Source organism: Oceanimonas sp. GK1, assembly GCF_000243075.1.
Classification (GTDB): domain Bacteria; phylum Pseudomonadota; class Gammaproteobacteria; order Enterobacterales; family Aeromonadaceae; genus Oceanimonas.
Map to the genome: position 1 here is coordinate 2,782,586 of NC_016745.1, position 13,325 is coordinate 2,795,910.

Sequence of the window (13,325 nt, forward strand, 5' to 3'; positions counted from 1 at the left end):
CAAGGTTAAGCAATGAGTTGCCGCTTCGCGGCAAATTGCAGGCAGACTGCCCCTATTCAGGGACAAGACCCGCGCTCCACTTAACTCCAGTGTTTAATCTGTGCAAGCAGACCGTTGGTGGCACTGTCGTGGCCATCGGTCACGCCGTTTTCCAGGTCGTCAATTAACCGGGCAGCCAGTTTCTTGCCCAGCTCCACGCCCCACTGATCAAAACTGTTAATGCTCCAGAGCACGCCCTGCACGAAGGTTTTGTGTTCATACATGGCAATGAGTGCGCCCAGATTATAGGGAGTCAGCTCGTCGAACAACATCACCGTGCTGGGGCGGTTGCCGGGCATTACCTTGTACGGAGCCAGGCGAGCAATGACCTCGGGGCTGAGCCCTTCGGCAGCCAGCTCGGCTTCTACCTGCTCGCGAGACTTGCCAAAGGCCATGGCCTGGGCCTGGGCCAGCATGTTGGCCAGAAGCTTGCGCTGGTGCTCGGGGTACGGATAGGCAGAACGTACAAAGCCAATAAATTCCGCCGGCACCACCACACTGCCCTGGTGCAGCAACTGAAAAAACGCATGCTGGCCATTGGTGCCTACTTCGCCCCACACTACCGGACCGGTGGCATGATTAACCGGCGAGCCGGCGTTGGTTACGCCCTTGCCGTTCGACTCCATGTTCAGCTGCTGCAAAAAGGCAGGAAAACGCTTGAGCTGCTGGCTGTAAGGGAATACCCCCTCACTCTGCAGCCCCAGCACATTGATGTTCCAAATGCTGAGCAGCGCCAGCTGCACCGGAATGTTGTGCTCAAAGGGGGTGTGGCGCAGGTGTTCGTCCATGGCGCGAGCGCCCGCCAGCAACTGCTGAAAACGCTCAAACCCCAGCGCCAGGGCAATGGGCAGACCAATGGCAGACCACAGCGAAAAGCGGCCACCCACCCAGCTCCAGAAGCGGAACATGTTGGCTTCATCAATGCCAAAGGCCGTGACCGCCTCAATGTTGGTGGACACCGCCACAAAATGCCGGGCAATGTGTTGCTCACCGCCACAAGCCGCCAGCAGCCAGGCCCGGGCGGAGCGAGCGTTGGTCATGGTTTCGTCGGTAGTAAAGGTTTTGGACGAGATCACAAACAGAGTCGTGGCCGGGTTCAACTCCGCCAGCACAGCACCCAGCTGTGCGCCGTCCATGTTCGACACAAAATGCGCGCGCAGGCCCTGATCCTGATAAGGCGCCAGCACCTCCACCACCATGGCCGGGCCGAGGTCGGAGCCACCAATGCCAATGTTGACCACATCCGTAATGGGCAAACCGGTGTAGCCGCGCCAGTCGCCGCCCTGCACCTGCCGGCAAAAGGCCTGAATGCGCGTAAGCTCGGCATGCACCTTGGGCACCACGTTTTCGCCCTTGTGCTCCAGCACCGCACCGGGCGGCATGCGCAGCGCCGTGTGCAGCGCCGCCCGGCCTTCGGTGTGGTTGAAAAGGTTATCGGCAAACAGCCCTTCAATAGAGGCCTTAAGGTCCATGTCGGCGGCCAGCCGGCACAGCAACGCCCGCACCTCGGCCGACCAGTGCTGGCGCGATAAGTCCACCCGCAACTGCTCACCAAAGCCAAGGCTGAACTGCTCAAAACGATTGGGATCTGCGGCAAACCGCTCTGCCAGAGTAATGGCCTGCTCTTTTTCTTTTAACTGCTGCAAGGCCATAAAAGCCGGCTGCCGGACTAAAGACGTCATTCTATCCCTTTGTATTTATTTCTATTCAGTGGCATATCGATTTTTTGGGGCGCAGATCTTGTGGAGCGCAGGCGGCTCGCCTGCATTAGCGACCGCAAGGGCGCTCAAAAACCTTGCCGCTGCGCGCCAATAGCGACCAAGCTGGCCGCGACGCGCCACTCGCGCTCCAAAACCGCTGCCCCACTAAAGCAGTGCCTACGCGTCAAAACGCTGGCCAAGCAGTTGATGCAGTGCCTGCATGGCACTCAAATGTGCTGGCAGCCGTTGGTAAATATCCAGCGCCACCTCTTCCTTGTAGGTATGCGATGTAAGATTCCGGTCTTTGAGCATAGAGAGCCATTCAGTTTCATTCTGCAGCCAATGGGCTGCATAGGCCTGCTGCAAACACTCTCTGGGCGTATTGGCCGCAATACCTTCCATGGCCAGTGCCTTTTTCAACGTTTTCCAGGTCAGTTCAATACAAAACTCAAACCGCTGGATACTGGCGTCCACCACCAGTGGCTGACTGGCCGGAAAATCCAGTGATTCCTGCAAACGGGCCAGGGCGTTACCCAACAGCTCCAGGTTCAGATCAACGCTCATACAGTACCTTTTTATCTCGTTCTATCGCCGCCCGTAACGGACTGTTTGCGGGCTCGGCATCCAGCCGGACACAATCTATCGTCAGCAGCGTATCGGCCCGCTCAACAATGGCCAACACTTGCAGCCAGTCCTGTGCACTCGCCTTCGGGCAAAAAACGGCCAGGTCGATATCGGATCGCTCTCTGTGGTCGCCGCGCGCTCTTGAGCCAAACAGGTATACGGCTTCAACAAAGGGCAAAGATACCAGCTCACCCAAAAAATGATAATGCTTAAGCGGTATGCTCTCTGTCATTACAGATTACTTCCTCCGTCATTCCCGCGAAGGCGGGAATCCATGATTGCCGCTGCGCGCCAAATTGCGGGCAAGCTGCCCGCGCTCCAATGGATGCACGGTCTAGGTGGAGCGCAGGCTGCCAGCCTGCTTTAGTGCCCGCAAGGGCACTCAAAAACCTTACAGCTATGCTCCCATCACCACTTCCGTTTCCGGCAGCAACTCCTTCAACCGCGCCTGCAACACCGCCTTGGGATTCGCCTCGCCGTGTATCAGGCGTATTTGCTCAGGCGGCGGATTAATGCCGGTGGCGAAGTTTATCAAATCTTCCTGGCCGGCGTGGGCCGAATAGCCGCTCACCTGATGTACTCGCGCACGAATGGTGAAACGTTCGCCATCCAGCTCTACCCAGCCTTCTTTCGGCCCGTATTCAAGAATGTCCCGCCCCGGCGTGCCCTCGGCCTGGTAACCCACAAACAGCACATCGTTACGCGGATCATTCAGCAGCGCCTTCAGGTAATTCACCACCCGGCCGCCGGCGCACATGCCGGAGCCCGCCAGTACCACGCAGGGCTTGTGGGAGCGGGCCAGGTAGCCCACGGCATTAAGATGATCGTGATGGGAATTCACCACGGTTAACTGCTCAAACGACAGCGGGTGCCGCCCCTCGCTAACCCGCTCCCGGGCCTCGTCATTCCAGAACGGCTTAAGCTCGCGGTAAAGCTGGGTGAAGTTGGCCGCCAGGGGCGAGTCTACCACCACCTCCAGCTCGTTCCAGGGCAGGCCCGGCGCCGCCTGCTGGCCGCCAAACTCGGCAATCAGGCTTTCCAGCTCATAAAGCAGATCTTGGGTGCGCCCCAGGCTAAAAGCGGGTATAAGCAAGGTGCCGCCGTCTTCCAGCGCGTGCTCCACCGCCGCCTTCAGCCGCAGGCGGCGATCAATCCGGCTTTCATGGTTTTTATCGCCGTAGGTGCTTTCCAGCACCAGCACATGGCAGCGCTCAGGCGGTGCCGGCGGCACCAGCAGCGGCGAATGGGGGGCGCCCAAGTCGCCGCTGAACACCACCCGCTGCCCAGCCACCTCGCACTCCACATAGGCCGAGCCCAGAATATGCCCGGCCCGCTGCAGCCGAATGGCAATGTTACTGCCTTCCACTTGCTGCCACTGGTCGTAGGGCAAAGGCCGCAACCTTGAGGACAGCAGCTTGAGTACCCGGTTAATGAGCTGCTCATTGCGGGTGAAGCCGATTTTAAGCGCGTCTTCCAGCATGGCCGGCAGCAGCAGCGCCGAAGGTTGCGAGCAATATATGGGCCCATCAAACCCCGCCCCCAGCAGGTAAGGCAGCCGGCCTACATGGTCGATATGCACATGGGTAACCACGAGCGCCTTGATGTGGGCAATATCAAAATCGATGGCCAGATCGCGCTTGCCCTCCAGCCCCTGAAACAGGCCGCAGTCAATTAAAATGCCGGCATCGCCCGCGCGCAATTCATGACAGGAGCCGGTAACGCTGTTTACCGCCCCGTGATGCAAAATCTCCAGTCCCTTGCTCATGTGCTCTCCTTGTTGTTTGATTTGTGGAGCGCAGGCTGCCAGCCTGCATTAGCGCCCACATGGGCGCTCAACGAAGGTTGCCGCTGCGCGGCAAAATGCGGGAAAGCTGCCCGCGCTCCAATGCCCTGCCCCTGTAGGCCCGGTTTTAACCGCGGCTGCAAGCGGGCAAACCATGCTGCATGTGGCACCACTGCCCCGTTAAAACGGGGCCTACAAAAGCGTACGGAAGACCATAGCCCGTGAAAAACAAAAATGCCCGCTGTTCGATCAAACAACGGGCATTGGTGTCTACACAATATGCACGATTCAAGCGCCTGTCGGCGCTAATGCGGGCCAGCGGCCCGCGCTCCACAATCCCAAAGCCGCTCGCAACAGCTGGGCGCCGGGCGCTTAACGCTAGGCGCTACAAAGCCAGCGCCACTACCTTGGTTTCATTCCCGGTTTCAGCAGCTTGGCTTTGCTGCCATACCAGGTCGCAAATGCCATCCTGGGGGTTGAATGCTGTGGGCGCCTGCAGCAGCAGCTCGCGAATGCGGGGCTGGTTATATTGCTCGCAGGCGGTGTTCAGCTCCTGCAACAGGGCAGCCATGTCCTGCCAGGGCAGATGCACTTCATGAGCGGTGCGAATGCGCGGGTGGGCGGTAGGTAGCTCATTGCCGCCGATCAGCAGCTCTTCATACAGCTTCTCGCCGGGGCGCAGGCCGGTAACCTGGATTTCTATATCGCCGTCCGGGTGTTTGGCGTCTTTTACCTCATACCCCATTAACCGCACCATTTTGCGGGCAAGGTCGATAATTTTTACCGGCTCGCCCATGTCCAGCACAAACACATCGCCGCCCTTACCCATGGCGCCGGCCTGGATCACCAGCTGGGCCGCCTCGGGAATGGTCATAAAATAGCGGGTAATGTCTTCGTGAGTAAGGGTAATGGGGCCGCCGGCGCGGATCTGCCGCTTGAACAGTGGCACCACAGAGCCAGAAGAGCCCAGCACATTGCCAAAGCGCACCATGCAAAAGCGGGTGTTGCTCTGGCGCAGAGCCAGCCCCTGCAACACCAGCTCGGCCAGGCGCTTGCTGGTGCCCATGACATTGGTAGGGCGCACGGCCTTGTCGGTGGAGATAAGCACAAAGGTTTCCACCCCGCAGTTAATGGCCGCTTCCGCCGCCCGCCAGGTGCCGAACACATTGTTGCGCACCCCTTCCACCACGTTGTATTCCACCAGCGGCACATGCTTGCAGGCGGCAGCGTGATACACGGTGTGCACCCCAAACGTCTGCATTACCGCTTCCAGCCGGTTTTGACGCTGCACCGAGGCCATAATGGGCACAATGCGCACCTCATAGCCGGCCTCACGACACATGCCGTTCAGCTCCTGATCAATTTGATAAAGCGCATATTCCGACATTTCGAACAGCACCAGAGTGGTTGGGCCCTGCTGCACTATTTGCCGGCACAGCTCGGAACCAATGGAGCCGCCGGCACCGGTCACCATCACCACCTTGCCGCGAATATTGGCGCCAATCAGCTCGGGAAAAGGTTCTACCGGGTCCCGCCCCAACAGGTCTTCCACATTCACTTCGTGCAGCTCGCTCAGCTTGGCCTTGCCACTGACCAGATCGGCCATGCCGGGAATGGTGAGCATGTCTACGGGCAGCTCTTCCAGGCTGTCTACAATTTCTCGGCGGCGCTGGCGGCTGATGCTGGGCATGGCCAGCAACAGCTTGTGGGCACCAAAGCGCTCCACCAGCCAGGGCAGCTCGGCCGGAGAGTAAACCGTTAACCCCTGCAGCAGCGCTTTTTGCAGGCCGGGGTTGTCGTCCACAAAGGCCACGGCGCGATATTCGCTGCCATGGGTAAGCGAAGTATTCAGCTGCCGGCCGGACGCGCCGGCACCGTAAATAATGACGGGAGTTTTCTGTTTTTTGGTGCTCTGGTTATACAGCGCCCGGGCCATGGTGCGGGCACCGCCACACAGCAGCAACGCCAGAGAGGCATAAATAATGGGCACAGAGCGGGGCAAAAAGGCGTTGAAGTAATAGGCTGCCAGCACCATGGTAACGGCCGACACCGCCACCCCGCCCATCATCACCACAGTAGCGTGATGCCCCAGATAACGGAGCACCGCCCGGTAAAGACCAAAGCGCACAAAACACAGCAGCGTAACCGGCACCATGGTTGCCAGCACCAGCCAGTGCCGGAACGAGCCCAGCAGGCTGGAGCTGTCCAGCCGCAACAGGTAAGCCGCCCAAAACGCCAGCGAAATAAACAGCGTATCCAGCAACAAGCTGATAATACGCTTTACCGAGCGAGGCTGTTGAAACAACCAGTGAATGGCCTGATGGATCATGCAATATCCCGTTGGTGTATTGTTATTTCAGCTTTTTACCCGATCGCCACTGCCCTTGCCGGACACGGTAAGCAGTATGTAACGAAAATAATCCTTAACCGACAGCGACTGGATCATTTTTTTATCTGTCTCGGCCAGCAGTTCGGGGGTGGACATGTCAATTTCATTCACCTGCGCCAGGCCGGTAATGCCGGGGCGCACATCATACACACCGTGAGCAGCTCGGGCTCTCGTCAGCTCTTCCTGATTAAACAGGCCGGGCCGTGGCCCCACCAGGCTCATTTCGCCTTTCAGCACATTCCACAGCTGAGGCAATTCATCCAGTTTGGTACGACGCAAAAAATGGCCAAAAGGCGTAATGGAAGATGCACTTGCCAGGTGAGAAGCCACGGAAGCGGTGTCCACCTTCATGGTGCGAAACTTGACCAGGGTAAACGGCTGTTGGTGCCGCCCCACCCTAACCTGGCGAAAAATAGGTGAGCCGGTATCAAACAGGCCGATAAGGGTAAGCAACACAAACACCGGAAAGCCACACACCAGCCCCAGCAACGAAAATACAATATCAAACAGCCGAATCATCAAAACACCTCTTTAATCCTTGCTCCACCGACAGCGGCGGCGTCCAGCCCAACAAGTTACGCGCCTTGGAAATATCCACCTGCAGCGAGCCCAGCAGGCGCTGTGCCACCGCCTTTTTACCCAACGCAGTGGCACCCAACTGCAGTAACCCCGCCGGCACCGGCAGCAACCGGCACGGCTTGCCGGCTGCATTGGCCACGCCGCGCAGCAGCTCGGTGGTGGATACATCTTCACCGTCTCCAGCCAGAAACACCTGGTTGGCCGCGCCGGGATGATCAATGCAGGTGATAATGAGGTCAACCAGATTATCCAGCGCCACCAGCGAGCGCCGGTTGTGGATGGCACCCAACGGCAAAGGCAAGCCCTTTTCAACCAGCTTGATCATGCTGGCAAAATTGCCCTTAACACCCGGCCCGTAAACCAGTGGCGGGCGAATAATCACCACCTCCATGCCGGTTTCGGCAGCCAGTTGCCGCAAGCCCTGCTCAGCCTCCCACTTGGACATACCGTAGGCATCTTCCGGTGCAGCAGCATCGTCCGCTGTAAAGGGCTTGCCCAAGAGCGTTTGCTCACCATTCACCTTGATGGAGCTGATAAAAATAAAGCGCTTCAGCCCTGCCACTGCCGCCTGCCGGGCAAGGTTGAGCGTACCCTCAACGTTTACCTTGCGGTATTCCGCCAGCGGATCCGCCACTTCATCTTTCATGATGTGGGCACGAGCAGCGGCGTGAATAACAACCTGTTGTCCGGCAAGTGCAGCGGACCAATTAGTGCCGGCATCAAGCCCCTGCACTTCAACAATGCGAGCTGCCAGAACTTCAGCATGGCGACGCACGGCGGCAGTCAGATTAATATTCGGCCGCAACTGCAATACGCCCGCAAGCCGAGAGCCCAGAAAGCCGGTGGCGCCCGTTAGTAAAATATTCATGTTACTCCAGCACTATCTTGTCCAGCGCAGTTACAAAAACATCAAACCTTAGCTTGGCCTTCAGTATTTCCCTTGCGCTTTGATCACCGGCCTCATTTACAGCACCATTTTCAATATTCGAGAACATGCCAGCCAATGCTTCAACCTCCGGTTTTACAACCAGACCCACGCGATTTTCCTTCACCCATTGGGCCACCCCCGTATGTTCACCACAAACGGCCAGGATATTGGCACCTGAAAAAACATAGGATGATGACTTACTGGGAAAAGCAAACCGCGTTACATCATCCTCAATTGGCAGCAAAGCCCAGGTGTAATCGGCATTAATCTGAGCAGCTTCTGTGGGAGTAACCAGGCCGTGATAATGAAAATGCTCGAATTTTTCGGAGAATGCTCTTAAGTGGTCGGCATATATACCACCACCGGCAAAACTGAAGGCAAGCTTACCTCCGCGAGTGATGTACGCTTCTATTGCATCCAGCACCAAAGGTATCCGCTGCAACCTTCCGGCATTACCACAAAATGAAAAACCCGAAATTTTAGGTTTGGTTGTATCAATACCGTCGAATGATACAGCCGGGTTGTCCAGCACATGAACAGGTGCGGAAGTGCCTGAACGGGCACGAATTTCAGCCGCCATTTGCTCGGTAATGGTGATCAGACACTTCGCCTTGCGCATGGTCAGAGCGTCCATCTTCAGCAGAATTTTATATACCCACTTGTTAACCGGTATAACAACGTTCGCTGCTTCCGGGTGGATATCCTGCAGATGGTAGATATATTCAGCACCAAACAACCGGCTGTATAGCATGACAATAAAGGGCACGACAACCGGCGGATCGGTAGAAACATAAACCTTGCTGGGCCTTACCCACAGCAGCACTGCCAGAACCCAGAACATGAAAAACACGGCATCACAGGCTCTGAGCAATACACCACTGGCTGAGGTGGTTAAGGCTTTGGCAGGGTAGAAATTTACACCCTCACCACGCTCTTCTTTCGCCAGCTTGGCCTTGATACCAGCATGATCCTGCATAATCACCGACACAGAATACCCCTTGGTTGATGCACCTTCCGCAAATCGCAAAAGGGCCTCGCCAATTACAGGGTATACCGGCCAAAAGCTGCGATTAATCACAGCCACTTTAACAGGCTTTCGGTTCATCAATACTGCTTCCACACGGTGCGCATTACATAATCCCGGTAGCTGTGAATAATCCGCACTACTTTATCAGCCACGTTGGGCATGCTGTAGTCGGCCACCAGGCGCAAGCTGCGCTCTTCCCCTCTGGCCTGGCTTTCCAGGATCTGCAGGCCCTGCAGCACCCGCTCCAGCTCAAGGCCCACCATCATGGCGGCGGCTTCTTCCATGCCTTCCGGGCGTTCGTGGGCTTCGCGAATATTCAGCGCCGGAAAGTTAAGGATGGAGGATTCCTCGTTGATGGTGCCGCTATCGGACAGTACCGCTTTGGCGGTGAGTTGCAGCTTGTTGTAATCCTTAAAGCCCAGCGGTTTGAGCAAACGCACATTGGCATGAAAGGTAACACCCATGGCATCCACCCGTTTTTGGGTGCGCGGATGGGTAGACACAATCACCGGGTAGCCAAACTGCTCGGCCACTGTGTTAAGGATGTTCACCAGCTTGAGAAAGTTTTTGTCAGAGTCGACGTTTTCTTCCCGGTGGGCACTCACTACAAAGAACTTGCCGGCTTCCAGGCCCAGCCGTTCCAGCACGTTAGAGGCCTCTATGCCCCCACGGTAATGGTTAAGCACCTCGAACATGGGGCTGCCGGTTTTAATAACCCGGTCCGGCTCCAGCCCTTCGCGCAGCAGATAGTCGCGGGCGATGGTGCTGTAGGTGAGGTTGATATCGGCGGTGTGATCCACAATGCGGCGATTGATTTCTTCCGGCACCCGCATGTCGAAACAGCGGTTGCCCGCTTCCATATGGAAAGTAGGGATCTTGCGGCGCTTGGCCGGGATCACTGCCATGCAACTGTTGGTATCGCCCAGCACCAGCAGTGCCTGGGGCTGCACTTCGGCCAACACCTTGTCTACCGCGATGATCACATTGCCAATGGTCTCAGCACCACTGGCACCGGCCGCGTTAAGAAAATAATCCGGCTTGCGAATGCCCAGATCCTGAAAAAAGATCTCGTTCAGCTCGTAATCGTAGTTCTGGCCGGTGTGCACCAGAATGTGCTCACAATGCGCATCTAGCGCCGACAGCACACGGGAAAGGCGAATGATCTCGGGCCGGGTGCCCACAACGGTCATTACTTTTAACTTGTTCATTATTATTCCTGCTTTTGCTTGCTCAGGCCTGGGTGCCCACCGGGCGGGCGTAGGTATCTGGATGTTCACGGTCAAAAATTTCGTTTGCCCACAGCATGACCACCATTTCATCGTTACCCACGTTGGTAACGTCGTGGGTCCAGCCCGGCACTGTTTCCACTATTTCCGGCTGCTCGCCGCTGGTGAACAGCTCATAAAACTCGCCGCTCATAATATGGCGAAACCGAAAACAGGCCTGGCCCTTGATCACCAGAAACTTCTCTGTCTTGGAGTGGTGATAGTGGCCGCCACGGGTAATGCCGGGATGGGCAGTAAAAAACGAGAACTGGCCGGCATCGGGAGTTTTGAGCATCTCCACAAACACGCCGCGTTCGTCACCGTATTTGGGCACCGGGTAGGTAAAACGCTCCGGCGGCAAATAGCTGAGATAGGTGGAATATAGCGCCCGCACCAGGCCGGTGCCTACTTGTTCGGTAACCAGCGTGTCGCGACTGTCGCGAAAGCGCTGCAGCTGCCCGGCCAGCTCACCCACAGTAATACGGTATTCCGGTGCTACCTCAACAAAGGGGTTGCCAGCTAACTTGCCTTCCATCACCGTCACAAAGTGGCTGATCACATCATCAATGTACACCAGGCGGATTTCGGCGGTGGGATCGTTGATCTGGATGGGCAGATCACGGCTGATGTTGTGGCAGAAGGTGGCCACCGCCGAGTTGTAGTTGGGCCTGGCCCATTTGCCAAACACATTGGGCAGGCGGAACAGGTGCACGGCACTGCCATGCTGCCCGGCTAAATCCAGCAACGCCTGCTCGGCCTGGCGTTTGCTTTCGCCGTAAGGGTTACTCTGCTCGGCCTGGATGGAAGAGGTGTAAAGCACGGGAATAGCACGGCCAGTGGCATGAATAGCCTGGCACAGGCTGCGGGTAAGGTCAGCATTACCGCTGGCAAACTCGGCAGGATCCTGCGGCCGGTTAATGCCGGCCAGGTGGAATACAAAATCTACCCCTTCCAGTAACGCCGGCAAATCGGCCGGCCGATGCCCACGGGTAAAGGGCACCAGGGTGATATTGGCCCGCTCGCCTAGGTGGGCTACCAGGTTCTGGCCCACAAAACCATTGGCACCGGTAATGAGCACGCGCATGCTTATTCCTCCGGGTTGATGTATTCGCCCTGCTGCAGGGCACGAATAAAGTCGAGCTTGAGCAGCAGTTTTTGCATGCCGGCCACATCCAACCGCTCGGTGTTGTGGGAGTTGTAGTCTTCGGTGTGGGAGATTTTCTCTTCGCCCTGCTCCACAAACTTGCCGTAGTTGAGGTCGCGCAGATCGGGCGGCACCCGGTAATAACCACCCAAGTCTTCGGCACAGGCCATTTCTTCCCGGCTGAGCAACGCCTCGTACAGCTTTTCACCATGGCGGGTGCCAATGACCTGAATGGGGTAGTCCGGCTGCTCCAGCAGGCTGGTAATGGCCCGGGCCAGGGTCTCGACGGTGGCGGCAGGCGCTTTTTGCACGAACATGTCGCCATTGTTGCCGTGTTCAAAGGCGTAGAGCACCAGATCCACCGCGTCCGCCAGGGTCATCATAAAGCGGGTCATTTGCGGGTCGGTAATGCTCAGCGGCTTGCCGGCACGCATTTGATCCACAAACAGAGGGATCACCGAGCCGCGAGAGGCCATTACGTTGCCGTAGCGGGTGCCGCAAATCACGGTTTTGCTGCTGTCCACGTTGCGGGACTTGGCCACCATTACCTTTTCCATCATCGCCTTGGAAATACCCATGGCATTGATGGGATACACCGCCTTGTCGGTGCTCAGGCATACAACCCGCTTTACTTCATTCTGAATGGCCGCTTCCAGCACGTTCTCGGTGCCCAGCACGTTGGTTTTAACCGCCTCCATGGGGTGAAATTCACAGGAAGGCACCTGCTTGAGCGCTGCAGCATGGTAGATGTAATCCACCCCCCGGGTGGCATTAAGCACGCTCTGATAATCCCGCACATCGCCAATATAAAACTTGAGCTTGGGATTGGCGTATTTTTTACGCATATCATCCTGTTTTTTCTCGTCCCGGCTGAAAATGCGGATTTCTGCAATGTCGGTATCAAGAAAGCGATTGAGTACGGCGTTGCCGAAAGAGCCGGTACCACCGGTGATCAGCAGAATTTTATTTTTAAATATAACGTTATTCTTCATTTAAATTACCACTTAAAATAAACAAGTGCTCTGAATTTAACTTACTTGAATCAATGTATTCACAACTTCTAAATCTCACTGTTTTCAAATAAAGATCAGGAGTTAACTTCAGCAGTCTTAAAACAAAAATCTTAAATTTCTTTTTAATGATGAACTTGACCTTCTCAATAATATTACACTCAATCACTTTATTACCAATAATATAAAGAGTAGATTGGAGTTGATTTAAATTTGCTTCAATAGATTTTGCAATATTTACTTCCCGATCTTCAGAGTAAACCAATAAGTATTTATTACAGCAATAACCTTTATAATTACTTTCCAAATGAAGCATGACACCAAGATCTTCACCAGCCCTCATGGATTTATCGTATACAACCTTATCTTTAAGACTCGCTCTAAAAGCCAAAGTTGGATGGACAAAAGAAGGGGTGAATCTCTCTTTAGTTTTAGAAAAATGCCTTGCACCTTTTAAATTCAAGTTGTTATCCGCTATTAAAGCGTATGAGCAAAAATAATCATATCCACTACTTATAGATTTATTTATTTCAGCCAGACGTTCAGACGTATAAAAATCGTCAACATCCCAAACTACAATTATTGAACCCCGCGCTTTTTCAGTGGCAAAATTACGGGCATAACCACGCCCACGGTTTTTATCAAGAGTAAATTTTTTTATTCTTGAGTCTTGCTGTGCCAAACTGGATATTATTACATCAGTATCATCTTCAGAGCCGTCATTTACTATGACCCACTCCCAATCTTTATAAGTCTGACGTCTCAAGCACTCATAGCTTCTCAACAAGTATTTTGCACAGTTATAAGTTGGAGTTATTACAGAAATCATATTCACAA

General features: G+C 55.4%; 12 protein-coding genes. All 12 read right to left on the bottom strand.

Annotated elements, in window-relative coordinates:
* Positions 1-80: 80 nt before the first annotated feature.
* A complete protein-coding gene (gene pgi, locus GU3_RS13170; RefSeq protein ID WP_041543210.1) occupies positions 81-1,721 on the bottom strand; it encodes a glucose-6-phosphate isomerase in 1,641 nt (546 codons plus the stop codon).
* Positions 1,722-1,916: 195 nt separating this feature from the next.
* Positions 1,917-2,303: an HI0074 family nucleotidyltransferase substrate-binding subunit gene (locus GU3_RS13175; RefSeq protein ID WP_014293020.1), complete on the bottom strand. Its 387-nt coding sequence runs from the start codon at positions 2,301-2,303 to the stop codon at positions 1,917-1,919.
* Positions 2,293-2,595 carry a nucleotidyltransferase domain-containing protein gene (locus GU3_RS13180; protein WP_014293021.1) on the bottom strand — a complete coding sequence of 101 codons (303 nt, stop codon included), beginning with the start codon at positions 2,593-2,595 and terminating at the stop codon, positions 2,293-2,295. The genes GU3_RS13175 and GU3_RS13180 overlap by 11 nt, the downstream gene beginning before the upstream one ends.
* Before the next feature lie 165 nt (positions 2,596-2,760).
* Positions 2,761-4,128 carry an MBL fold metallo-hydrolase gene (locus GU3_RS13185; RefSeq protein WP_014293022.1) on the bottom strand — a complete coding sequence of 456 codons (1,368 nt, stop codon included), beginning with the start codon at positions 4,126-4,128 and terminating at the stop codon, positions 2,761-2,763.
* Between the two features lie 403 nt (positions 4,129-4,531).
* Positions 4,532-6,475: a nucleoside-diphosphate sugar epimerase/dehydratase gene (locus GU3_RS13190; protein ID WP_014293023.1), complete on the bottom strand. Its 1,944-nt coding sequence runs from the start codon at positions 6,473-6,475 to the stop codon at positions 4,532-4,534.
* Between the two features lie 27 nt (positions 6,476-6,502).
* A complete protein-coding gene (locus tag GU3_RS13195) occupies positions 6,503-7,054 on the bottom strand; it encodes a sugar transferase (RefSeq protein WP_014293024.1) in 552 nt (183 codons plus the stop codon).
* Positions 7,038-7,982, bottom strand: coding sequence for an SDR family oxidoreductase (locus GU3_RS13200; protein WP_041543213.1), 945 nt, complete (start codon positions 7,980-7,982; stop codon positions 7,038-7,040). The genes GU3_RS13195 and GU3_RS13200 overlap by 17 nt, the downstream gene beginning before the upstream one ends.
* A gap of 1 nt (position 7,983) precedes the next feature.
* Complete coding sequence (locus tag GU3_RS13205) at positions 7,984-9,162, bottom strand: glycosyltransferase (RefSeq protein ID WP_237711147.1); 1,179 nt, start codon at positions 9,160-9,162, stop codon at positions 7,984-7,986.
* On the bottom strand, positions 9,147-10,277 hold the full coding sequence (gene wecB / locus GU3_RS13210) for a non-hydrolyzing UDP-N-acetylglucosamine 2-epimerase (protein ID WP_014293028.1): 1,131 nt from the start codon (positions 10,275-10,277) through the stop codon (positions 9,147-9,149). The genes GU3_RS13205 and wecB overlap by 16 nt, the downstream gene beginning before the upstream one ends.
* A 22-nt stretch (positions 10,278-10,299) precedes the next feature.
* On the bottom strand, positions 10,300-11,418 hold the full coding sequence (locus GU3_RS13215) for a capsular polysaccharide biosynthesis protein CapF (RefSeq protein ID WP_014293029.1): 1,119 nt from the start codon (positions 11,416-11,418) through the stop codon (positions 10,300-10,302).
* Positions 11,419-11,420: 2 nt separating this feature from the next.
* The gene (locus GU3_RS13220) at positions 11,421-12,470 is read right to left on the bottom strand and encodes a polysaccharide biosynthesis protein (protein ID WP_014293030.1); all 1,050 of its coding nucleotides are present in this window, start codon (positions 12,468-12,470) and stop codon (positions 11,421-11,423) included.
* Positions 12,460-13,317 (bottom strand): glycosyltransferase family 2 protein, encoded by an 858-nt coding sequence (locus GU3_RS16850; RefSeq protein ID WP_014293031.1) that lies wholly within the window; start codon positions 13,315-13,317, stop codon positions 12,460-12,462. Before GU3_RS16850 ends, GU3_RS13220 begins: the two co-directional genes overlap by 11 nt.
* Between the last annotated feature and the right edge of the window lie 8 nt (positions 13,318-13,325).